This is a genomic window from Streptomyces caelestis (assembly GCF_001279005.1).
GTDB classification, from domain to species: domain Bacteria; phylum Actinomycetota; class Actinomycetes; order Streptomycetales; family Streptomycetaceae; genus Streptomyces; species Streptomyces heliomycini.
The window spans coordinates 62,458-84,438 of sequence record NZ_LGCN01000221.1 but is presented as its reverse complement, the minus strand read 5'-3'; the positions used below and the strand labels follow the sequence as shown (position 1 = coordinate 84,438).

Annotated in this window: 24 protein-coding genes; 10 read left to right on the top strand and 14 right to left on the bottom strand. The window is 72.4% G+C overall.

Annotation, left to right across the window (positions count from 1 at the left end; genetic code table 11):
- Positions 1-586: 586 nt before the first annotated feature.
- On the top strand, positions 587-1,282 hold the full coding sequence (locus ADK41_RS27375; protein ID WP_030829294.1) for a hypothetical protein: 696 nt from the start codon (positions 587-589) through the stop codon (positions 1,280-1,282).
- A 213-nt stretch (positions 1,283-1,495) separates the two neighbouring features.
- Here the strand turns inward: ADK41_RS27375 and ADK41_RS27370 are convergent, their stop codons facing one another.
- Positions 1,496-2,176 carry a response regulator transcription factor gene (locus ADK41_RS27370; RefSeq protein WP_030829297.1) on the bottom strand — a complete coding sequence of 227 codons (681 nt, stop codon included), beginning with the start codon at positions 2,174-2,176 and terminating at the stop codon, positions 1,496-1,498.
- Positions 2,173-3,534, bottom strand: coding sequence for a sensor histidine kinase (locus ADK41_RS27365; RefSeq protein ID WP_030829300.1), 1,362 nt, complete (start codon positions 3,532-3,534; stop codon positions 2,173-2,175). The genes ADK41_RS27370 and ADK41_RS27365 overlap by 4 nt, the downstream gene beginning before the upstream one ends.
- A 202-nt stretch (positions 3,535-3,736) precedes the next feature.
- On the opposite strand from ADK41_RS27365, the gene phoU reads away from it, so the two are divergent.
- Positions 3,737-4,438: a phosphate signaling complex protein PhoU gene (phoU, locus tag ADK41_RS27360; RefSeq protein WP_030829303.1), complete on the top strand. Its 702-nt coding sequence runs from the start codon at positions 3,737-3,739 to the stop codon at positions 4,436-4,438.
- A 131-nt stretch (positions 4,439-4,569) separates the two neighbouring features.
- Entirely contained in the window at positions 4,570-4,725 is a 156-nt protein-coding gene (locus ADK41_RS42250; RefSeq protein ID WP_167353487.1) for a hypothetical protein, read from the top strand.
- A 65-nt stretch (positions 4,726-4,790) separates the two neighbouring features.
- Here ADK41_RS42250 and ADK41_RS27355 read toward each other — a convergent pair whose 3' ends face one another.
- Positions 4,791-6,080 carry an MDR family MFS transporter gene (locus ADK41_RS27355; protein ID WP_051843238.1) on the bottom strand — a complete coding sequence of 430 codons (1,290 nt, stop codon included), beginning with the start codon at positions 6,078-6,080 and terminating at the stop codon, positions 4,791-4,793.
- Positions 6,081-6,235: 155 nt separating this feature from the next.
- Here ADK41_RS27355 and ADK41_RS27350 point away from each other — a divergent pair, with 155 nt between their 5' ends.
- Positions 6,236-6,997 (top strand): phosphoglyceromutase, encoded by a 762-nt coding sequence (locus ADK41_RS27350; RefSeq protein WP_030829309.1) that lies wholly within the window; start codon positions 6,236-6,238, stop codon positions 6,995-6,997.
- A 120-nt stretch (positions 6,998-7,117) separates the two neighbouring features.
- Here the strand turns inward: ADK41_RS27350 and ADK41_RS27345 are convergent, their stop codons facing one another.
- On the bottom strand, positions 7,118-7,591 hold the full coding sequence (locus ADK41_RS27345) for an ATP-binding protein (RefSeq protein WP_051843239.1): 474 nt from the start codon (positions 7,589-7,591) through the stop codon (positions 7,118-7,120).
- Between the two features lie 332 nt (positions 7,592-7,923).
- Between ADK41_RS27345 and ADK41_RS27340 the strand changes: the two genes are divergently transcribed.
- Positions 7,924-8,706 (top strand): GntR family transcriptional regulator, encoded by a 783-nt coding sequence (locus ADK41_RS27340; protein ID WP_030829317.1) that lies wholly within the window; start codon positions 7,924-7,926, stop codon positions 8,704-8,706.
- Positions 8,707-9,009: 303 nt separating this feature from the next.
- Here ADK41_RS27340 and ADK41_RS27335 read toward each other — a convergent pair whose 3' ends face one another.
- The 3 genes from ADK41_RS27335 to ADK41_RS27325 all read right to left on the bottom strand — a co-directional run bounded on the left by ADK41_RS27335 (position 9,010) and on the right by ADK41_RS27325 (position 10,571).
- Entirely contained in the window at positions 9,010-9,285 is a 276-nt protein-coding gene (locus ADK41_RS27335; RefSeq protein WP_030829320.1) for a ribosomal protein L7/L12, read from the bottom strand.
- 49 nt (positions 9,286-9,334) lie between these two features.
- Positions 9,335-9,643, bottom strand: a complete 309-nt coding sequence (locus ADK41_RS27330; protein ID WP_030829321.1) for a hypothetical protein — start codon at positions 9,641-9,643, stop codon at positions 9,335-9,337.
- 112 nt (positions 9,644-9,755) lie between these two features.
- On the bottom strand, positions 9,756-10,571 hold the full coding sequence (locus ADK41_RS27325; protein WP_030829322.1) for a LamG domain-containing protein: 816 nt from the start codon (positions 10,569-10,571) through the stop codon (positions 9,756-9,758).
- A gap of 223 nt (positions 10,572-10,794) precedes the next feature.
- Here ADK41_RS27325 and ADK41_RS27320 point away from each other — a divergent pair, with 223 nt between their 5' ends.
- Positions 10,795-11,778 carry an alpha/beta fold hydrolase gene (locus ADK41_RS27320; RefSeq protein ID WP_030829323.1) on the top strand — a complete coding sequence of 328 codons (984 nt, stop codon included), beginning with the start codon at positions 10,795-10,797 and terminating at the stop codon, positions 11,776-11,778.
- A 249-nt stretch (positions 11,779-12,027) separates the two neighbouring features.
- Here the strand turns inward: ADK41_RS27320 and ADK41_RS27315 are convergent, their stop codons facing one another.
- The gene (locus ADK41_RS27315) at positions 12,028-12,354 is read right to left on the bottom strand and encodes a carboxymuconolactone decarboxylase family protein (protein ID WP_030829324.1); all 327 of its coding nucleotides are present in this window, start codon (positions 12,352-12,354) and stop codon (positions 12,028-12,030) included.
- A gap of 50 nt (positions 12,355-12,404) precedes the next feature.
- On the opposite strand from ADK41_RS27315, the gene ADK41_RS27310 reads away from it, so the two are divergent.
- Positions 12,405-13,259: an AraC family transcriptional regulator gene (locus tag ADK41_RS27310; protein ID WP_030829325.1), complete on the top strand. Its 855-nt coding sequence runs from the start codon at positions 12,405-12,407 to the stop codon at positions 13,257-13,259.
- 42 nt (positions 13,260-13,301) lie between these two features.
- Here ADK41_RS27310 and ADK41_RS27305 read toward each other — a convergent pair whose 3' ends face one another.
- The 3 genes from ADK41_RS27305 to mshA all read right to left on the bottom strand — a co-directional run bounded on the left by ADK41_RS27305 (position 13,302) and on the right by mshA (position 16,055).
- Complete coding sequence (locus ADK41_RS27305) at positions 13,302-14,108, bottom strand: hypothetical protein (RefSeq protein WP_030829341.1); 807 nt, start codon at positions 14,106-14,108, stop codon at positions 13,302-13,304.
- Between the two features lie 110 nt (positions 14,109-14,218).
- Positions 14,219-14,725 carry a YbjN domain-containing protein gene (locus tag ADK41_RS27300; protein WP_030829343.1) on the bottom strand — a complete coding sequence of 169 codons (507 nt, stop codon included), beginning with the start codon at positions 14,723-14,725 and terminating at the stop codon, positions 14,219-14,221.
- Positions 14,718-16,055 (bottom strand): D-inositol-3-phosphate glycosyltransferase, encoded by a 1,338-nt coding sequence (mshA, locus tag ADK41_RS27295; protein WP_030829345.1) that lies wholly within the window; start codon positions 16,053-16,055, stop codon positions 14,718-14,720. The genes ADK41_RS27300 and mshA overlap by 8 nt, the downstream gene beginning before the upstream one ends.
- 319 nt (positions 16,056-16,374) lie before the next feature.
- On the opposite strand from mshA, the gene ADK41_RS27290 reads away from it, so the two are divergent.
- From ADK41_RS27290 to ADK41_RS27280, 3 genes are all read left to right on the top strand, one after another.
- Positions 16,375-17,118 carry a hypothetical protein gene (locus ADK41_RS27290; protein WP_051843245.1) on the top strand — a complete coding sequence of 248 codons (744 nt, stop codon included), beginning with the start codon at positions 16,375-16,377 and terminating at the stop codon, positions 17,116-17,118.
- 210 nt (positions 17,119-17,328) lie between these two features.
- Entirely contained in the window at positions 17,329-18,417 is a 1,089-nt protein-coding gene (locus tag ADK41_RS27285; protein ID WP_030829350.1) for a C40 family peptidase, read from the top strand.
- A gap of 371 nt (positions 18,418-18,788) precedes the next feature.
- Positions 18,789-20,156 (top strand): PP2C family protein-serine/threonine phosphatase, encoded by a 1,368-nt coding sequence (locus ADK41_RS27280; RefSeq protein ID WP_030829353.1) that lies wholly within the window; start codon positions 18,789-18,791, stop codon positions 20,154-20,156.
- Positions 20,157-20,175: 19 nt separating this feature from the next.
- On the opposite strand, the gene ADK41_RS27275 is transcribed toward ADK41_RS27280, so the two are convergent.
- The 3 genes from ADK41_RS27275 to ADK41_RS27265 all read right to left on the bottom strand — a co-directional run bounded on the left by ADK41_RS27275 (position 20,176) and on the right by ADK41_RS27265 (position 21,785).
- Entirely contained in the window at positions 20,176-20,508 is a 333-nt protein-coding gene (locus ADK41_RS27275) for a DUF2516 family protein (protein WP_030829356.1), read from the bottom strand.
- A 134-nt stretch (positions 20,509-20,642) separates the two neighbouring features.
- Positions 20,643-21,248 carry a hypothetical protein gene (locus ADK41_RS27270; RefSeq protein WP_030829359.1) on the bottom strand — a complete coding sequence of 202 codons (606 nt, stop codon included), beginning with the start codon at positions 21,246-21,248 and terminating at the stop codon, positions 20,643-20,645.
- A 78-nt stretch (positions 21,249-21,326) separates the two neighbouring features.
- Positions 21,327-21,785, bottom strand: a complete 459-nt coding sequence (locus ADK41_RS27265; RefSeq protein ID WP_030829362.1) for a helix-turn-helix domain-containing protein — start codon at positions 21,783-21,785, stop codon at positions 21,327-21,329.
- Between the last annotated feature and the right edge of the window lie 196 nt (positions 21,786-21,981).

Sequence of the window (21,981 nt, the reverse complement as noted above, 5' to 3'; positions counted from 1 at the left end):
TTCGCAGGTCAGGGCCATTCTCGGGGCTTGACAACAGCGACACGAACGTGCTGCGGACGCCTGGCGGAAGCAGGTATTCGCAGGTCGGAGCACCTGTCCGACGCGAGCGAAACGCGCACGTTACACACATCCGGAACCCCGCACGAGTGGCTGAACATCCCCATATGTCCGGTTCCATGTGCTCGACTTCCGCTACTCCGTTCGGTGCGCGGAGCCGGGTTCCGGCCGAATCCGGAATTGATCACGCGGCGTGGGGATGAGGGACCGGTGATCAATTCCGGATCCCCCCGCTCATTCCTTCACGAGAAATGCGCGCCGCCTATGGGAATGGCGCGGGAGGGCGACGGAAAGCGACTCGAGTGACCGGCGAGTCACTTGTGACCCGAGAGACGAGGCGCGTCCCCTCCGGACCGCCGGGGAGACGGTGACGGGGGCTCGGAGCCCTCCTTCCCGGGTCAACGCGGGACGTCTCGGGAGGGTCGGGTGCGGCCGCGCGGGAACGGCTCGGTAACCTGAGGCCGCTGACAGACCCTTAGGGCGGCTTCATCCGGTCGCCAAACGCTCGAGTCAAGGAGTTGCCGCCGCCGTGAGCAGCAGCCTTCGACGCGGCGCTCTCGCCGCCGCCGCCATCGCGTTCTCGATCGCCTCGCTCTCCGCGTGCGCGGCGGGCAACAACGCCCAGACCCTGGAGATCAAGCCGGACAACGCGTCGACGACCGTCGGCGACCTCAAGGTCCAGAACGTCACCGTCATCACCCAGCCCGACCTGGAGTCGACGGGCCCGGCGGTCGTCTCCGCCACGCTGTTCAACGAGGGCCGCACCGACGAGACGCTGGAGTCGGTCACCATCCCCGGCACCGGCAAGACCGCCGAGCTGACCCCCGCCGAGGGCGGCAGCCTCACCGTCCCGGCCGGCGGTTCGCTGATCCTCGGCGGCGAGGGCAACGCGGCCGCCGTCCTGCCCAGCAGCCGTGAGGCCGTCCAGGACGGCAACGCCCAGAAGGTCACCTTCACCTTCAGCAGGACCGGTGACGTGAGCCTGCGCGCGTTCGTCTTCCCGGCCGAGCGCTTCTTCGAGAAGTGGGGCCCGACCGAGGCCGCCGCCGCGCCGGGCGCCTCGACGGAGCCGTCGGCGGAGTCCTCCGGCGAGCCGGCCGCCGGCGCCACGGGCGAGGCCGCCGGCACCGGCGGGTCGACGGAGACCGGCGAGTCGACGGAGACCGGCGCCGAGTCGGGCACCCCGACCGACGCGGCCTCCGCCAGCGAGTCGGCCGGCCACTGAGCCTCCGTACGACGCCGAAGGGCGGGACCCCTGTTCGGGGTCCCGCCCTTCGCTGCGCAAGTGCGGGCAGTCGTGCCTCCCCCAGTGCCTCAAGGGCCTGGGAGGTGCCCCCAGGGCGGCACGGGTGGGCGCACCGGCACCCCGCAGGCGCCGGGCTGCGCAACGCCCCCGTCCAGCCACAGCACCGGCACCGGCTAACGCCGCGCCAAAGGCCTACGGCTCGAACTTGTACCCCAGCCCCCGCACCGTCACCAGGTACCGCGGCGCCCCCGGATCCGGCTCGATCTTCGCCCGCAGCCGCTTCACGTGCACATCGAGCGTCTTGGTGTCACCGACGTAGTCGGCCCCCCACACCCGGTCGATGAGCTGCATCCGCGTCAGCACCCGCCCCGCGTTCCGCAGCAGCATCTCCAGCAGGTCGAACTCCTTCAGCGGCAGGTCGACCTTGGTGCCGCCCACGGTCACCACGTGCCGGTCGACGTCCATCCGCACCGGCCCGGCCTCGAGCGCCGCCGGAGCGACCTCCTCCGGCTCCCCGCGACGGCGCAGCACCGCGCGGATGCGGGCCACCAGCTCCCGCGAGGAGAACGGCTTGGTGACGTAGTCGTCGGCCCCTATCTCCAGGCCGACCACCTTGTCGATCTCACTGTCCTTGGCGGTCACCATGATGACGGGGACGTTGGAACGGCCGCGCAGCTGGCGGCACACCTCGGTGCCCGGCAGCCCGGGCAGCATCAGGTCGAGCAGCACGAGGTCGGCGCCGTTGCGCTCGAACTCGTCGAGTCCGTCGGGCCCGGTGGTCGCGACGGCGACCTCGAAGCCCTCCTTGCGGAGCATGTACGACAGGGCGTCGGAGAAGGACTCCTCGTCCTCGACGACGAGCACTCGGGTCACGGAAGGACCTCCGGGGAGGGAAGCGTTTCGTACGCGGATGGATCGGAAGAGTGGGGGGATGGGTGGGACGCCCGTCCGGCCTCACCGTCGAGGCCTCGGGTGTCGTCCCGGTGGGACGTGTCGTCCCGGTGGGACATCTGAGGGGCGCGGTCGCGGGCCGCACGGGCCTCCGGCAGCCGCAGGGTGAAGGTGGAGCCCTGACCCTCGGCGCTCCACACCGTGACCTCCCCGCCGTGCGAGGCGGCCACGTGCTTCACGATCGCGAGGCCGAGCCCCGTGCCGCCGGTGGCGCGGGAGCGGGCCGGGTCGACGCGGTAGAAGCGCTCGAAGATGCGCTCCTTGTCCTTGTCGGAGATGCCGATGCCCTGGTCGGTCACCGCTATCTCGATCAGGTTCCCGCCGGGCTGCGCGACCGTACGGGCCGCGATGCCCACGCGGGTGCGGGCGGGTGAGTAGTTGACCGCGTTCTCGACGAGGTTGCCGAGCGCCGCGGCGAGCTGACCGCGGTTGCCCCACACGCGCAGGTCGGCGGCTCCTCCCGCCCGTCGCCCGTCACCGTCCTGATCGAGCCCTTCGGGCGCCAGGACGTTCGAGGCCATGGTGATCTCCTTGGCGCCCGCCTGATGCCGGCAGCGGTCGACGGCCTCGGCGACCAGTTCGTCGACGCGGACGGGTTCGGCGTCCTCCAGCGGGTCGTCGTTCTGCACCCGGGAGAGGTCGATGAGCTCCTGCACCAGGCTGGTCAGCCGGGTCGCCTCGATCTGCATCCGCCCGGCGAACCGTTCCACCGCCTCGGGGTCGTCGGAGGCGTCCATCACGGCCTCGGAGAGCAGCGAGAGCGCCCCGACGGGGGTCTTCAGCTCGTGGCTGACGTTGGCGACGAAGTCGCGTCGCACCGCCTCGATGCGACGGGCCTCGGTGAGATCCTCGACGAGCAGCAGGACCAGCCGGGAGCCGAGCGGCGCCACCCGCGCGGACACCGCGAGGGCCTCGCCGCGTCCGGTCCCCCGGCGGGGCAGGTCCAGCTCGACCTGGCGTATCTCGCCGTCGCGCCGGGTGTCGCGGGCCATCTGCATCATGGGTTCCACGGCGAGCTTGCCGCCGCGGACCAGCCCGAGGGCGTACGCGGCGGAGCTGGCCTTGACCACGCCGTCGGCCTCGTCGAGGACGACGGCGGACGAGCGCAGCACGGACAGCACGGTGTCCACCCCCGGCGGAAGCACCGGGTCGGTGTGCAGGGAGGTGCGCGTGGGGCGCCTCTGCTCCCGCTCGCTGAAGCGGAACGCCAGCATGGCGATGACGCCGGTGAGCACTCCGGCGATCGCCGCCACTGCGGCGACCGCCGCGTTCACGTCCATGCGACCAGGTTAGGCATGGCGCGGGCGGTGCCCACAGCCGTCGGAGGGCGAGCTCGAACACTCGTCGCCCAGAGTTCACCTTGGAGCCAGGGACGGTTCACGTGAGGGGCCGGAATCGGACGCGTACGGGACGGAACGTGGGAGCGTGGGGAGGAGACCAGGCCCCTGAAGCCCGGACAGAGACGCACGAGAGGAACCCCTGATGCGTGACGCGTACCACGAGGAACTTGATTCGATCGGCGACGGTCTGGTGGAGATGGCCCGGCTGGTCGGGTCGGCGATCGGACGCGCCACGACGGCCATCCTCGACGCCGATCTGAAGCTGGCGGAGAGCGTGATCGAGGCCGACCAGAAGGTCGACGAGCTCCAGCACGACCTGGAGGCCCGGGCCATCGCCCTGCTGGCCCGCCAGCAGCCGGTGGCGACCGACCTGCGCATAGTCGTCACCTCGCTGCGGATGTCGGCCGACCTGGAGCGCTCGGGCGACCTGGCCCAGCACGTGGCGAAGCTCGCCCGGCTGCGCTACCCGGAGCGCGGGGTCCCGCGGGACCTGCACGCCACGATCCTGGAGATGGGCCAGCTCGCGCAGCGCCTGATGGCGAAGGCGGCCGAGGTGATCATCACCAAGGACGTCGACCTGGCGCTCCAGCTGGAGCAGGACGACGACGAGATGGACCTGCTGCACCGCACCCTCTTCCGGCACCTGATGGACGACCGCTGGAAGCACGGCATCGAGACGGCCGTCGACGTCACGCTGCTGGGCCGGTACTACGAGCGCTTCGCCGACCATGCGGTCTCGGTCGCCAAGCGGGTGGTGTACCTGGTCACCGGTGAGCACGCGGACGAACTCCAGGCGGACCTGCAGCCGGAGATCCAGGCGGTGACGGGGGCGGAAGGGGCCTGATCGGGGGCTCACCCGCGCGACGGGGCCCGGCCGGAGGGCGTACGAGCCCCCATGCGCCGTTGATGCGCCCGGCGGGGCGGGCGTCCAATGGGGGCAGGTGTGCACAGGTGCCAGCCCCCGAGGAGGGACCCATGGCCGATTCCCCCAGCACGACGCCCGACCCCGCGCGGGAGCGGGAGACCGAGCAGCCCGCCGAGATCAGGAACCTCACCCTGATCGCCGCCTGCGGCTGCGGCTCGGGCTGCGGCTGCGGCTGCCAGTCGGGCAACCCGTGCCAGTGCGGCTGACTTCGTAGGACTTCCGTAGGGCCGAGGGCCCCGGCGCCGGTGGGCGCCGGGGCCCTCGGCCCCGCTCAGGACGCCCTGGCCCCGGGCAGCGCCTCGACCGTGTCCCCCTTCTCCCCCGTGTCCCCCGTCTCGACGACCGCCGCCTCCGTCGCCCCCTGCGGCAGCCGGCGCATCAGCAGCCCGTATCCGAGGCCGGCCACCGTGCCGATGACGGCACACAGGCCCCACAGCCACACGGACCCGAACCGGTCGATGACGAACCCCGCCATCAGGGGCGCGACCAGCGCGGCCACGGCCCAGGACATGGTGTACATGCCCTGGTAGCGCCCGCGTCCGTGCACCGGGGAGAGCCGTACCACGAGCCCGGTCTGGGTCGGGGCGTTGACGATCTCGGCGAGGGTCCACACGCACACGGTGAGGGCGAAGACGCCGACCGACCCGGCGAACGCGGTGAGGCCGAGGCCGTACCCGGCGAGCAGCGACGAGATCACCAGCAGCCGCCCGGGGTCCCGGTGCTCGATGAACCGGGTGACCGGAATCTGCAGCACCACGATGAGGACGCCGTTGACGGCGATGGCCATGCCGTAGTCGGCCGGTGTGAACCCGGCCTCGCCCATCGCGATGGGCAACCCGACGGACGCCTGCTGGAAGATCAGCGCGATGAGGAACGACAGCCCGACGACCCCCATGAACCGCCCGTCCCGCAGCACGGTCCCCAGCCCCACGCCGTCCTCCCGCGCGGCGGCCTCCACGCTCCGGACCGGCTTCGACTCGGGCAGCCTCAGGAAGACGACGACGGCGCACACCAGCGTCATCAGCGCCTCGATCAGGAACCCGGCGAGGTAGCTGTACTCGGCGATGAACCCGGCCCCCGCGGAGGAGATCGCGAAGCCGAGGTTGACGGCCCAGTAGTTGAGCGAGAAGGCCCGGACCCGGTCCTCGGGCCGCACGAGGTCCGCCATCATCGCCTGCACGGCGGGCCGGGAGGCGTTGGAGGCCATGCCGACGAGGAAGGCGACGGCCGCGATGGCGACCGGGTCCCGCATGAAGCCGAGCAGCGCGACGGACAGGGCGGTGGCGGTCTGCGCCACCAGCAGGGTGGGCCGCCGGCCGATCCGGTCGGTCATCACGCCCGCGCCCAGCGAGGAGACCACCCCGCCGAGCCCGTGCAGCGCGGCGACGAGCCCCGCGTAGGAGGCGGAGTACCCCCGGTCGAGCGTCAGGTAGAGCGCCATGAAGGTGGCGACGAACGCCCCGAGCCGGTTGACGAGGGTGCTGATCCACAGCCACCAGAACGCACGCGGAAGCCCCGAGACGGACTCGCGCGCGGCACGTCTCACTCCGGCGACTGACATGGAACCCCCGTAGAACAGATGTAAGCGGCTGATGCGGCGAGCACACCTTACGAAATGGGGGAGCCGGGAGACCACTCGATTAACAGATCCCGTCAACCGTCCGCCAGGCGGGCGGGGCGCGCGACCCCCGCGTGACGTCGATTACGCTCGGACGCATGGCCGACGCACCGTACAAGCTGATCCTCCTCCGCCACGGCGAGAGCGAGTGGAACGAGAAGAACCTGTTCACCGGCTGGGTGGACGTCAACCTCACCCCGAAGGGCGAGAAGGAGGCGACGCGCGGCGGCGAGCTGCTCAAGGACGCCGGCCTGCTGCCCGACGTGCTCCACACCTCCCTCCAGAAGCGCGCGATCCGCACCGCGCAGCTCGCGCTGGAGGCCGCCGACCGCCTGTGGATCCCGGTGAACCGCAGCTGGCGCCTGAACGAGCGTCACTACGGCGCCCTGCAGGGCAAGGACAAGGCGCAGACCCTCGCGGAGTTCGGCGAGGAGCAGTTCATGCTGTGGCGCCGCTCCTACGACACCCCGCCGCCCCCGCTCGACGACGACGCCGAGTACTCCCAGTTCTCCGACCCGCGCTACGCGACCCTCCCGCCGGAGCTGCGCCCGCGGACGGAGTGCCTGAAGGACGTCGTCGTCCGGATGCTCCCGTACTGGTTCGACGCGATCGTCCCCGACCTCCTCGCCCGCCGCACGGTCCTGGTCGCCGCCCACGGCAACAGCCTGCGCGCCCTGGTCAAGCACCTCGACGGCATCTCGGACGCCGACATCGCGGGCCTGAACATCCCGACGGGCATCCCGCTCTCCTACGAGCTCGACTCCGACTTCAAGCCGGTCACCCCCGGCGGCACGTACCTCGACCCGGAGGCGGCCGCCGCCGCCATCGAGGCGGTCAAGAACCAGGGCAAGAAGAAGTAAGCGCCCACGAAGTAGCCCCCTGCCTGCGGGTTCTCCGTCGGCAGGGGGCTTTTCGCTGTCTCGGGGCCGTCGTTGGGACCCTGCTCGGTCATGAGCGGGGCTGCACGAGGATCCCGGCCTTCACCTGGAAGGCGCCGGACCAGGCACGGAATGAGGTCCATGGGGCCAGGCGCCGGCCAGCACGAAGGAGACGACCGTTCCCCCGAAGGGGCTCGGCCCGGTGTGCCAGGACTCGGCGAGGGAGTCGACCAGGAACAGCCCGCGCCCGTGCGCGTCGTCCGCGTCCGGCCGACGGAGGCGCACGCTCGCCGGGAATCCGGGATTGTGCACCTCCACGCGCAGCGAGGTCCCCTCCCGGAACCACTCGACCCGCACCACCCACTCCTCCTCGGACCGCCCGTGGAGGATCGCGTTGGTCACCAGTTCCGAGATCATCAGCACGCAGTCGTCGACCGAACAGAGCGGGCGGTACGGGGCGATGAACTTCCGGAACCAGCGTCGCGCCCGCGGGACGGACTCCGGGATCGGACGCAAGGTCATCGACCCGAGCCTCGGTGACCCCTCACAGGGGTGACGGTCGATCGCAAAGGTCATCCGCGCTCACTCCTCGCCGTTGCCGTCGCGACCGCGACAGCGCTGATCTCGGCCGCCGAGCCCTCTCGGTCGGCGCCTGCTGATTCCGGTCACGGCCCTGCCGTCACCGGAATCGAAGAGGGGCCGACGGCGAACGACGGCATACGGACGCCTCTCGCCTCCAGGGATCACAGCAGAACCTCTCTAGACATCTTCAGCTTTCCGCTACATCTCTAGAGATGTCAAGCAAGTCGTTCGGGGACTGCCGGAAAGAGGCGGGGTGCGGCTACACGCAGCAAGCGAGCGCCCGACCTATGGCCTAAGGTGTCTAGAGAGGCGAGGAGGGTTCCGGAATGGCCACTACCGACGACCGTCGGCCCAAGTACCAGCGGATCGCGGACTCCCTGCGCGAGGCGATCCAGTCGGGCGAGTACGGTCCCGGTGATCGGCTTCCGGGGGAGAACGACCTCATGACCACGTACGGCGTGGCCCGCATGACGGCCCGACAGGCCCTGAGCGTCCTCCGGGACGAGGGCATCGCCGAAGCCCGCAAGGGCGCCGGCGTGTTCGTCCGGGCGTTCCGCCCGATCCGGCGCCGGGGCATCCACCGACTGGCCCACGACCAGTGGGGCAACGGCCGTTCCATCTGGTCGGCGGACATCGAGAACCGGGCACTCGAGGTCGACCGGGTCACCGTGTCCGAGGAGACGGCACCCGCGCACATCGGCGCGGCCCTGAACCTGGCCGCCGACGGGACGACGTGCGTGCGGCGCCGGCGCTTCGTCCTGGACGGCAAGCCGGTCCTGCTCGCGACGAGCTACCTCCCCCTGCCCCTGGTCGCCGGATCCGCGATCACCCGGGAAGACACCGGCCCGGGCGGGACGTACGCCAGGCTCGCCGAACTCGGCTGCGAGCCGGTGCACTTCCGCGAAGAGATCCGCTCACGCATGCCGTCGAAGGACGAGATGGAACAGCTGAGCCTGGCGGCAGGCACACCGGTCATCCTCATCTGCCGCACCGCCTTCACGGCCGAGGGCCGCCCCGTCGAGATCAACGAGATGACACTGGACGCCGCCTCGTACGTCCTGGAGTACGACTTCGACGCGAGCCCGACAGCCACTCCGCCCAACGGCTGAGCCACACCTCTCTTCACGGTGCGAGACGACCCGCTCCTGCCTGCCGCCGAGGCACACGCCATGCTGCGGTCGGCCTCGGCCTGCGAACGCGCCCTCTCCGGCGCGGAACACCGACTCTCACACGCACCCGGCGACGTCGCCGTCCGCGTACACCAGCAATCCCGTCTTGGCTCCCGAAGCCCCTCCCCCAGAGCGTTGTGCCGGTTGGTGGGCGCACCCTAGCCGTGCGCACTGACAAGGCGGCTCGACCTGGCTGCCCAGCTGGGCCGTCTCTGGGCCGTCCAGCGCTCGGTCGGGGCGTGGTCAGGGCTTGAGGAGGTCCGGTTCCGGTTGTTGTCTCGCCTCGGCCTGTGCTCCCGCGTCGCGGAGAGCCGTGACGGCCGACTCGGCGTCTTCCTGCGGCACGCCGGCGAGGATCACGGCGGGTACCTGTACGGCCAGAACCTTGCTGTGCCAGAGGCTCAGCCCTGTCAGCCGCCGTATGACGTGGACGACGTCCAGCGTGCGCGTGCCGGGGTCGGTGAGCACCACGTCATGCGGCACGTCGTCGCACACCAGCAAGAAGTACTCGTCGGCCATGACTCCCCTGATGCCGCAGCTCCACCGCGTGACGCAGGTCGGGCGGGGCTCAGTAGAGGATGACCCTCCACAGGTCGACCCACAGCATCCGGCCGCTGTCCGTGTCGCGTACCTGGACCCGGTCGTCCTCCACCTGCCGGACGGTGCCGTAGAGCGTGACGTCCGGGAGGTCCACCCTGACGGTGTCGTACACGTCCAGGTCGTCCTCCACCGGCCGGAACCACGTGCGCCCGCAGCGGTCGCAGCGGTAGTCGACGACATCCCGTCCTCGGGAGGAGGAGGGGGTGCCGATACGGACTTCCTCGACGCGGCACTTGGGGCACGGATCGGCGGTATGTGCGCCTATCGAGCGGGACATCGTCCAATCCTGCGGTGGAGCAGCGGAGCACGGCAACCGCCCCCGCGCGCGGACGATCCGCGATCCGCGCGCAGGGCTCAGGAGTGCTGTCCGGGCTTCATCAAGCCGCGGCTCAGAGGTCGGGAACTCCAGTCAGGGCGGACATCATCCTGATCTTCGACGGGTCCGCGACGCCGGAGTAGGCGCGCACCTCGTCCACCGAGCCCGCGAAGTACTCACCCCGGATCGCCGAACGGCCCACCTGGAGACCGCCCGAGGCCGTCCACGAGGTCGTGTCCACGGCGGTGGACGTGTAGGAGAGCTGTCCGTCCACGTAGAAGCGGAGCTCGTGGGCGGGGGCGTCGAAGACGACGGCCAGGTGCTCGCCCACGTCGTTGGGGTCGTCGTTGGGCAGGGTCTGCTCCTCGGCGATGACCACCTGCGGAGCGTTCGCCTCGTCCTCCGTGGACACCACGACTTCCCACTTGCCGCTCTCCGCCTGGTACCGGATCGCGAGGCGGTCGGTGTGCGAGCCCGGGAGGGAGAGGACGGTCTGCGTCCTGTCGTCGGTCGCGGCCAGGCGGGCGCGGACGGCGAGGGTGAAGCTCCCGTCCCCGCCGACCGGTGCCGCGGACGTCTCCGCCCAGTCGCCGTCTCCGTCGAGCCTGAGGTCGCCCTGACCGACCAGGGCGGGGTCCCCGAAGAGGGGGTCGTCGGGGTGGTAGATCCAGGCATCGCCGTTCAGGGTCAGCGGCAGGCCCCCCGACTGCACGTTGGGTGCGACTCCACCGGGTGCCGCCTCCAGGGGCCAGTACCCCTCCCGACTCAGCGACGTCGCCGGGGCCGGACCCTCGTCCGCCGCGTAGGCGGCACCAGGGACCCCGCCGAGTACGAACGAGAGCGCGAGGGCTCCCGCCGTCACCGTGGCGGCGCGGTATCTGCCGTTCATGTTCCCCCCACTTTTCGAGAATCCGGTCGGAATGCTGAACTGATCTTCAGTCCTTGGCACTTGGGGCGCAAGGAGTTTTGGCCGTCATGCCTGACACACCGTTGTCCGGCGAACCTCGGCGCACGGAGTCGGGGTTTGCCGGATCGGCAAACGTGCTCGGGTGCCCGGGGTGGTCTTCCGCATGATCGGGGCAGGGAAGACCACCGGGTTCGAAGGAGGGCGCATGTCGCGGCACGCCACGGAGATCACGCACCGGCTGGTGCCCTCGCCGGGAGGGCGGATCCATCTCGCGGAACAGGGGGCCGGGCCGCTGGTGCTGCTCGTGCACGGGTTTCCGGAGTCCTGGTACTCCTGGCGGCACCAGCTGCCGGCCCTCGCCGCGGCGGGGTACCGCGCGGTCGCCGTCGATGTGCGTGGCTACGGGCGCTCCTCCAGGCCGGCCGCGACGGAGGCGTACCGGATGCTCGACCTGGTGGAGGACAACGTCGCCGTCGTGCACGCCCTGGGCGAGGAGTCGGCGGTGGTCGTCGGACACGACTGGGGCGCGAACATCGCCGCGAACTCCGCGCTGCTCAGGCCGGACGTGTTCCGCGCGGTGGGGCTGCTGAGCGTTCCCTACACCCCGCGCGGCGGGCCCCGGCCCCGTGACGTCTTCGCCGGGATGGGCGGGGACGAGGAGTTCTACGTCTCGTACTTCCAGGAACCGGGCCGTGCCGAGGCGGAGATCGAGCCCGATGTACGGGGCTGGCTCGCGGGCCTCTACGCGGCGCTGTCCGCCGACACCATGCCCGCGCCCGGCGCTCCCGACCCGCACTTCGTCGGCAGGGGCGGGACCATGCGCGACCGGTTCCCCGCGGGCCGGCTGCCCGGCTGGCTGAGCGAGCGGGACCTCGACGTCTACGCCGGGGAGTTCGAGCGGACGGGGATGACCGGCGCGCTCAACCGCTACCGGAACATGGACCGCGACTGGGAGGACCTCGCCGCCTTCGACGGCGCCCCGATCACCCAGCCGTCGCTGTTCGCCGGTGGCGGCCAGGACGCCTCCACGACCTGGCTGGCCGACGCGATCGAGGCGTACCCGGTGACGCTGCCGGGCCTGGTCTCCTCCCACATCCTCGACGGCTGCGGCCACTGGATCCAGCAGGAACGCCCCGACGAGGTCAACCGGCTCCTGACCGAGTGGCTGGCGGTCCTGCCCGTGTCGTGACGGCTTCGCACCCCACGGTCGGCGGACGACTCACCTCCGGAACACGGCCGCGCCGGTACGGGCGCGGCGGGTTCGCCGGACTCTCCGCGGGGCGCTTCCACGCCTCGTTCAGGCCGGTCGGCGTGGTCCGCCCACGCCGACCCCGTCCGCCCGCGACGCCGGGGGCCGCCTTCGGCGGGGGTGACCGCACAGGTCGCGGCTCGCGGCCGCCGCGGGATCCGCGGCGGCCGCCCGACCCGCCGGGCGTCCCTACGCCCGGCCCTCCGTCTCGGCGTCGGCGACGGCGATCGTGATGCCGAGGGCCTTGGCGATGTTCGCCGCCGCCGTCATGACGCGGGCCGTTCCCACCACGGGCGCGATCGCGACCAGGACGTCCTGCACCTTCTCGGCGGTCACGCCGGACCGGACGGCGGGGTCGATGTGCGCGACGTAGGAGATCGGCGGGGCGTCCGACGCGGCGAGGGCCGCGATGCGGGTGAGCATGAACGTCTCCTGGTCCAGTCCGCACCGCTCGACCGAGTCGACCGTCATCGCGGCGAGGGTGTCCAGTACCGGGGTCTCGGATTCTGTGGCCATGGGCCGTCTTCTCCTGTCAGTGCCGGAGGGGGGAATCGGCGGGCACCGGGATGCGGGGTTGGGCGCCGTCCACGCGGGACGGCGCCCTCCGCTCGACCGGAAGTCCCCTTCGACGGTACGTCCGTTCCGCGCTGATCGCCCCCCGGGGAGACGGCGTCGTCGAGGTGTTCCACGCCCGCTTCACCGAGTACGCGTACCCGATGCACGTCCACGACGCCTGGACGCTGCTCATCGTCGACGACGGCGCCGTACGGTACGACCTCGACCGGCACGAGCACGGCACCCCGCACGACACCGTGTCCCTGCTGCCGCCGCACGTCCCCCACAACGGGGCCCCCGCCACCCCCGGCGGCTTCCGCAAGCGGGTGCTGTACCTCGACGGCCGCCATCTCGCCGACGGCCTCATCGGGGCCGCCGTCGACCGGCCCGATCTGCGCGATCCCCTGCTGCGGCGGCGCGTCGGGCAGGTGCACGCCGCGCTCGTGCGGCCCGGGGACGAGCTGGAGGCCGAGAGCAGGCTGACGCTCGTCGGGGAGCGGCTGCGGGAGCACCTGCGGTCCCGGGACGTCCTCGGCGCGCCCCGGCGGGATCCCGTGCCGGCGCGGCGGCTGCGGGAGCTGCTCGACGAGCGGGTCGTGGAGGGCGTCGGCCTGGCGGAGGCCGGTGAGGCGCTGTCCGCCCATCCCGCGCACCTGGTACGGGCGTTCAGCGGGGCCTACGGCATCGCGCCGCACCAGTACCTGACGTCCCGCCGGGTGGGCCGCGCCCGGCGGCTGCTCCTGGAGGGGCGGTCGCCGGGCGAGGCCGCCGTCGCCGCCGGGTTCTACGACCAGGCGCACCTCCCCCGGCACTTCCGGAGGCTGGTCGGGGTCACGCCGGGGCGTTACCGGGCGGGCGGCCGGTAGCTCCCGGGGAAGCGGGCCGCCCTCTCCCGGAGGGCGTCCGCGTCACCTCACGTCGACGTAGTCGCCCGCCGCCGTCGCCCCGCCCGTGGTGGACGTCTCGCCGAACGTCCAGCGCCAGTAGCCGTCGACGGTGGCCTTCACGGTGGTCTTCAGGGAGCCCGTGGAGTTCGCCCGCACCGTCTTGACCGTGGTGTAGGCGCTGGTGCCCGCCTTGCGGAACTGGAGCTTGGCCAGCTTGTCGGGATAGCCGACGTACGCCTCCTTGCCCCAGTCGGCGCGGGTCAGCTTGCCCGTCACGGTGAGCGTCCCGTTCTTGGCGACCGGTTCCGGCGAGGCGTTGACGGTGGCCCGCGCGGCGCGCTTGACCTGGACCGTGCCGAGGCCGGTCAGGTTCTCCTCGGCCTTGAGCCTGGTCTCCGAGCCCGGGGCCCAGAGACGGACGTTGACCGCGATCTTCCAGGTGGTGGCGTCCTTGGTGGAGTCCAGGGTCCAGCGGGGGTCGATGTAGAGATCACCCTCGACGTTCGCCGAGCCGGGGGTGTCGTCGTAGTAGATGACGTGGCCCGTGCGGATGCCGCTCTCCGCGCCCTTGGCGGCCGTGGTGTCGTGGTACAGGTACGGGAACGCGGTGATGTCGCCGGACGAGTAGCCCGCGGGCCAGGTCATGCGGAAGCTGACGCCGGGGTACTTCTCCTCGGAGACGCCCACGATGATGGGCTTGCCCTTGTTCACGACCATCTTCGAGACCGTGACGCCGGTGTCGGCCGCCTGGGCGGGCGTCGCGGTGCACACCCCGAGGGCGAGCGCTCCGGCGAGCGCGGCCATGAGGGTGGATCTGCCTGTGCGCATGCACGTCCTCTTCATGCACGGGACCCCTGAGCCCGGGGTCCGGATCGCGGCAGACTAACAGCCCGCGATCGCATGCCCGTTCGGGACCCGTGCGGTGACCTGCGCGGTCGTCACCCCTCCGAGGGGCGCCGCAGCAGGTGCGTGAACGCGTCCAGGTTGCGGGTGGACTCCCCGCGTGACACCCGCCAGTCGTACTCCTTGCGGATCGCCGAGGCGAACCCCAGCTCCAGGAGGGTGTTGAAGCTGTCGTCGGCGGCCTGGAGGACCTGGCCGAGGAGGCGGTCGAGTTCCTCCGGGGTGACGGCGGCCAGGGGCAGGCGGCCGGTGACGTAGACGTCGCCGAGCGGGTCGACGGCGTAACTCACGCCGAAGAGCTTGAGGTTGCGCTCCAGGAGCCAGCGGTGGACGCCGGCCTCGTTCTCGTCGGGGTGGCGGATGACGAAGGCGTTCAGGGAGAGCGTGTGCCGGCCCGCGATCAGGGACACGGTCGTGGAGAGCTTGCGGGTGCCGGGGAGCTTCACCACGTAACTGCCGGGCGCGGGGCTCTCCCACTCCAGCTCGGCGTCCTTCAGGACGTCCTCGATGACCTGCGCTGCCTCCGCCGCCTTGTCAGCCATGGGTCGAGCGTACGTGACGGCGGTGGGCCTGGGTGGCGGCCGTGTAGACGTCGGCCGTGGTCGCGGCGGCGGTGTCCCAGCCGAAGGACTGGGCGTGCCGGGCGGCGGCCTCGCCCATGCGGTCGGCGAGGTGCGGGTGGTCGGCGAAGTCGCGCAGCACGCGCGCGTAGGCGTCGGGGTCGTGGCCCTGGACGAGGAAGCCGGTGTGTCCGTCCCGTACGGCCACCGGGAGGCCGCCGACCGCCGCCGCGAGCACCGGGGTGCCGGCGGCCTGCGCCTCTATGGCGACCAGTCCGAAGGACTCGCTGTAGGAGGGCATGACGAGGACGGACGCCGCGCGGAACCAGTCCGCGAGCTGCTCCTGCCCGACGGGCGGGTGGAACCGTACGACGTCCGCGATGCCGAGCCGCGCGGCGAGCTTCTGCAGCCCCTCCGGCTTGGCGAGGCCGCTGCCGCTGGGGCCGCCGACCACGGGGACGCAGAGGCGCGAGCGCAGTTCGGGGCGCTCGCCGAGCAGGGCGGCCACCGCGCGCAGGAGCACGTCGGGGGCCTTGAGAGGCTGGATGCGGCCCGCGAAGAGCGGGATCAGGGCGTCCTTCGGGAGGCCGAGGCGGGCCCGCGCGGCGGCGCGGCCGTCGGCCGGGCGGAAGCGGGACAGGTTAACGCCGGGGTGGACGACGGCGACCTTGCCGGGGTCGGCCGTGTAGTGCCGTACGAGTTCGCCGGCCTCCTCGGCGGTGTTGGCGATCAGCCGGTCGGCGGCGGTGACGATCTGGGTCTCGCCGATGACGCGGGCGGCGGGCTCAGGCGTGTCGCCGGCGGCCAGGTTGGCGTTCTTGACCTTGGCCATGGTGTGCATGGCGTGCACCAGGGGCACGCCCCAGCGCTGGGCGGCGAGCCAGCCGACGTGGCCGGAGAGCCAGTAGTGGGAGTGGACCAGGTCGTAGTGGCCGGGGCGGTGGTGGGCCCAGGCCTGCATCACGCCGTGGGTGAAGGCGCACAGCTGGGCCGGGAGCTCCTCCTTGGCGAGGCCCTCGTAGGGGCCCGCGTCGACGTGCCGGACGAGGACGCCGGGGGCGAGTTCGACGGTGGGCGGGAGGGCGGCGGCGGTCGCGCGGGTGAAGATCTCGACCTCGATGTTGATCGCGGCGAGGCGCTGCGCGAGCTCCACGATGTAGACGTTCATGCCGCCCGCGTCGCCGGTGCCCGGCTGGTGGAGCGGGGAGGTGTGCACGGAGAGCATGGCCACGCGGCGGGGCCTGCGGTGCAGTCGCAGGCGCGGGGGCGCGGCGGGGGAGCGCCGCCCGAGCCTCGCGATGTACTGGCTCACGTGGCGTTCCTCCTCGCTGCGGGCATGACTGTCGGAGGGTGTGCGTCCCTCGGCGGCGTCAACGCCGAAGGGTCGTCCTCCATTTCCGGACGATCTCTCCGGTTCGGCTTTTTGCCGAATCATTACCGATCGTCGCTCAACCGTTCGAGAGCGGGCCGCGTGACGCACGGCGGTGCGGCCGCCGGGCACCCGCATACTCGTCCGTATGACACCCGCCCGCGCCGTCTCCCTCCCCCGCTCCCGGCTCCGCCCGGGCGGGGGGACCCCCGTCGTCGGCACGGTGACGCGCGGCACCACCAACCCCAACCGGCTGCGCCGCATGGACCGCTGGATCGCGGCCACGCACGGCGCGGAGCTGCGCCGCGCGGCCGATCCCGTCGCCGTCGACCTCGGCTACGGCGCGGCCCCCTGGACGGCGGTCGAGCTGCTGCACCGGCTGCGCGCCGCGGCGCCCCGCACGCGCGTGACGGGCGTCGAGATCGAACCGGCCCGGGTCGCGGCGGCACGGCCGTACGAGCGCGAGGGGCTGGCCTTCCTCCGCGGCGGCTTCGAGGTCCCGGTTCCCGGGCGGCCGGTGCTGGTCCGCGCGGCGAACGTGCTGCGCCAGTACGACGAGGCCGAGGTCGCCGCCGTGTGGCGGCGGCTGTGCGCGCGGCTCGCGCCCGCCGACCCGGCGACGGGCTCGCGCGGCGGGCTGCTGGTCGAGGGGACCTGCGACGAGATCGGGCGCCGGCACGTCTGGGTCGCCCTCGGCCCGGAGGGGCCGCGCACGGTCACCTTCGCGGCCCGGCTGAGCTCCCTGGAGCGCCCCTCCGACCTGGCGGAACGCCTGCCGAAGGCGCTCATCCACCGCAATGTGCCGGGCGAGCCGGTGCACGCCTTCCTGCGCGACTTCGACCGCGCCTGGGCCGCCGCCGCGCCCTACGCCGCCTACGGCGCACGGCAGCGCTGGATCCGGACGGTGCGCGACCTCACGGCCGACTGGCCGGTGGCGGACGGGCCGGGGCGGTGGCGGCAGGGGGAGGTGACGGTGCGGTGGGAGGCGCTGGCGCCGCTCGGGTGACCCCCGGCTCCGTGGCGACGCGGGCCGGGAACGATCTCCGTGAGCCGTTCGTCCCACGGGCGGGACGGCCGCCGCGCCGGGGAGGGACGGGCCGGAGACGCCGGACGGGGGAAGACGGGTGGTACTCCCTCTGTCGTTTCGCGCGTCGGCATGGCAGCATCCCCTGGGCGACCGTATGTTACTGACGGTTAATCAACGGGGGTGTGCGTCATGCGGACGGGCAGGCGAGGGTTGCTCACGGCGGCCGTGACCGTGGTCTGCGCGGTCACCGTGCTGGCGTCGCCCGGTACGGCGTTCGCGGCTCCCACTCCCCCGCCGCCCCCCGGCACGACCGCGAGCGTCACCGTGGTCTCCGACCGGGACCTGGAGGCGGTGCGCGAGAAGCTCGACAAGCTCTATCGCGCGGCGGCCGTCGCCACCGAGGAGTACAACGCCGCCGAGGAGAAGGCGCGACAGCAGTCCGCCCAGGTCGTCCGGCTGGCGAAGAAGATCGTCGAGGGCCGGGAGAGGCTGGACGAGCTGAAGGCCCGCGCGGGCGCCGCGGCCGCCGCCCAGTACCGCGGCGGCGGGCTTCCGCCCGAGGCCCACCTGATGCTGAGCGACGATCCGCAGGAGTTCCTCGACGGCGCGGGCCGGGTGCGCCAGGGCGAGCACGCGACCAGGGGCCTGCTCGGCGAGATGACCCGCACCCAGCAGGACCTGGAGCAGTACGCGCAGGACGCCGAAGCGCAGATGAAGAAGCTCGAGACGGGCCGCCGGGCCAAGGCCGAGGCGCAGAAGAAGATCGAGAAGCGGATCGAGGCGGCCGAGAAGCTCGAGTCCGAGCTGGAGGAGGAGGAGAAGGAGCGCCTGGCCCTGCTGGAGCAGCAGGCCGCCGCCGAGGCGCAGGCCTCGTGGCTGGGCTCCGGCATCCTCGACGAGATCAGGGGGAAGGCGACGGAGCAGGGCGGCAAGGCCGTCGCGTACGCCACCGCGCAGATCGGGAAGCCGTACCAGTGGGGCGCCGAGGGGCCGAACACGTACGACTGCTCCGGACTGACCTCGCAGGCCTGGATCTCGGCCGGACGGAGCATGCCGCGCACCTCGCAGGCGCAGTGGCAGCAGCTGAAGCGCGTCGACGTCGAGGACATGCGGCCCGGCGACCTCATCATCTACTTCGACGACGCCAGCCACGTGGGGATGTACGTCGGGGACGGCACGATGGTGCACGCCCCGCGCCCCGGGCGGACGGTGACGCTCGCGGGAGCCGGATCGATGCCGATCCTCGGGGTGGTACGGCCGGACGCGGACGACGGCTGAGCGGTTCGCACCCTCCCGACCGCCCCCTCGGCCGCCTGCTCAACCGCCTGCTCACCCGCCTGCTCAACTGCCCGGTGACACGCGCCATGTGACCCAGTACACGTCGATCTCGCGACCGGACCCCCGCGGACGTGACGTTCGTCATCCCGATGGCGTCCGCACCCTGTCCAACTGCGCTGGTGAACGCGGCATATGACGGTGGCCGAGGGCGGAGCGGCGTGGTTCGCACCATTCCGCCGCGGCGCCGTCAGCCGCTATGGTCCCCGTTCGAAGGGGGCGTCCCCTGCTCGCACCCGGAGGTGGGAGCCGGGCACGGGCCTACGGCCAAAGCCCCCACCGTGCCCTCGGGGGGAGGGAAGGAACCCGCGACAATGCCCGCACCCGTACCGCGGCAGAGAACGATCCCGGCCGCGGAAAGCGGTCAGGCGCCGGCCGCCGCACCGAACGGCGGCTCCGCCCAGGACTCCTCGGAGGCCAAGGTGACGGCCCCGCGCGCGGCCAACCCGTCCGAGAACGCCACGGACCGGGCCGGCTCCGCGCCGGACCGGCCCGAGACGCCCGCCCCCGCCCACCTCACGCTGCTGCTGATCGAGGACGACCCCGGCGGGTCGCCGATCGTGCCGGAACTGCTCGACCGGTCCGGCAAGCCGATCCGCGTCCGCACCGCCCGCAACCTCACCGAGGCCGGACGGCTGCTGACCGACGACGTGCACTGCATCCTGCTGGACCTCGCGCTGCCCGCGCCGGGCCGGGCGGGCGACGGTGACGACGAGCTCGCCGTGCTCAAACACGTCCTGGAGCTCGCGCCCCGGCACGCCGTCCTCGCGCTCACCGGCGCCGACGACGCCGAACGCGGCGCGGAGGCCGTACGGGTGGGCGCCCAGGACTACCTCGTCCGCGACGAGCTGGACGGCCGGCTGCTGAGCCGGGCGATCCGGTACGCGGTGGAGCGCAAGCGGTCCGACTCCGCCGAGCGGCGGCTCGCCGAGGGCCGCGTGCGCGCCCAGGAGAACCGCCGGCTGGAACGCGGCCTGCTGCCCACCCCGCTGCTGGACGGCTCCCCGCTGCGGTTCGCCGCCCGCTACCGCCCCGGCCGCTCCCGCGCCCTGCTCGGCGGGGACTTCTACGACGTCGTCCGCACCCCGGACGGCACCGTGCACGCCATGATCGGCGACGTCTGCGGGCACGGCCCGGACGAGGCCGCCCTCGGTGTGGAGCTGCGCATCGCCTGGCGCGCGCTGACCCTCGCGGGGCTGTGCGGGGACCGGCTGCTGGGCACGCTGCAGCAGGTGCTGGAGCACGAACGGCCGGACGACGAGATCTTCGCGACCCTGTGCGCGGTGGACATCGCGCCGGACGGCCGCCGGGCGGGCCTGTGCCTGGCCGGCCACCCGTCGCCGCTGCTCGCCCGCCCCGGACACCCCGCGCGTCTGCTGCCGTACGACGACAACGGCCCGGCGCTCGGCCTGCTGCCGGGCGCCCGCTGGCCGCGGACGCAGGTGGAGCTGGGCGCCGAGTGGAGCCTGATGCTCTACACCGACGGCCTGATCGAGGGCCGGGTCGGCGACACCGGGGAGCGGCTCGGCCAGGACGGCATGGTGGAGATGATCCGCCGCCGGCTCTCCGCGGGACTGCGCGGGGAGGAGCTGCTGCGCACCGCCGTCAACGAGGTCCGGGACCTCAACGGGGGCGAGCTGACGGACGACGTGGCGGTGCTGCTGCTGGACCGGGCGGCGTGAACGGCGGGGCCGCCCCCCGTCAACGGCCGCCGTTGTACGGGCCGTAGGGGCCGTCGCTGCTGGAGCCCCTGCGGGAGCGCCCACCGCCGGAGAGACCGCGCAGGGCCGGGCGGACGTCGACCATGTACACGATGGTCGCGATCAGTCCGATGACCGGCAGGAACGACAGGATGTTGAAGATCAGGTTCACCACGAAGGCGAGGCCGAGGACGAGCAGCCAGAACGGCTTGGTCTTCTTGTCCGCCGCGCGGTAGGCGTCCTCACGACGCGTGGCGGCGTCGATCAGCGCGAAGCCGCTGAACACGATCAGGGCCACGCTCAGCAACCACATGAACCCCGCGAAGCCCTGCATCAGCACAACGTCCACCACCAGACTCGGCTCGTCCTCTACGCCGTCACCGTACCCGCATCCGGCGGTCGGCTACCCGGACAACGGGCCGGGCACCGCGAGAGTGCCCGGCCCGTCCGGTTCCGCCCCGCCTCCTGCTACTTCGCGGGCGGCGTCGGCTTCTTCACCGTGGCCTTGCGCACCGGGGGCTTCCTGGCGACGGGCTTCTTCACCTCGGCGTCCCCGGCGGCGGCGGGCTTGTCGTCCTTGACCTCGACCGGCTCCAGCCGGGGCGCGGGCTTCGGCTCGGCCGGCGGCTCGACCGCGACGGCGATGTCCTCGATGCTCTCGGCGGCTTCGCCGCGCCAGGTCTTCACGGCCTGCTCGCCGTGCTCGGCGACCTTCTCGTAGGTCTCCCGGGCCTTGACGGCGTACTCGGCGGCGATGCCGACCCCGCGCAGCGCGAGGTCCTGGGCGCTCTCACCGAGCTTCTTCAGGTCGGTGTCGAGCGAGCCGAAGAGCTCGCCGACCTTGGTCTGGAGCGTCTCCTGCGTCTCCCGGACCCGGACGGTCGCCCGCTCCTGGACGGCCTTGGGGTCGGTGTTGCGCACGGCCTCGATACGGGCCGGGGCCTCCGCGCGCAGCTGCTCCACCAGGGCCGGCACCTTCTTGGCCTGCTGCAGCGCGAGGTCGGCGGTGCCGGCGGCGAAGTAGAGCGGGGTCGGGTCGCTGAGGGTCTTGCGCAGATCGTCGGTGATGGCCATGGTGAGGGTCCTCCCGGATGCGTTGTCGACTGGGGGTTTCATGTGGTCCGCGGCGGGCGGCCGGCGCCCTGGTCCGGCTCAGCCGGCCGTCCGCCGCGGACCGGTGTCGCTGTCGCCGTCGCCGATCGTGCCGTCCGCCGGGGCGTCGGCGGGATCCGCGGGCGTCGTCTCACCGTCCTCGGCGATCCCAAACCCGTTCTCCTTGCGGAACGACTCGTAGATCTGGAGCAGCACCTGCTTCTGACGCTCGGTCAGCGTGGGATCGGCGAGGACGGCGGCCCGCGTCTCCACCTCGGACCGGTCCCGCTCGGCATCGAGGATCCCGGCCCGGACGTACAGCGTCTCGGCGGAGATCCGCAGCGCCTTGGCGACCTGCTGCAGGACCTCCGCGCTCGGCTTGCGCAGCCCGCGCTCGATCTGGCTGAGGTACGGATTGGACACCCCGGCGGCCTCGGCGAGCTGCCGCAGCGACAACTGTGCGCTGCGCCGCTGCTCGCGCAGGTACTCACCGAGATTGCCGACGTTGAGCGAGGCCATGCCTCCACACTGCCCCATCGCGCTAACTCTTGCAAGCACCTGCTTGCAAAAGTGCGCCACGGCACGCTCGGGAGCCGGAAACCGCCCGTGCGCGCCCGCGGCGAGGAGGGATCGTGAAGCACGCGCCCGGACGGACGGCACCTCACCGAGGACGCCGGTGACTTCCTCGCCCGGGCCGGGGACTTCCCGCGCACGC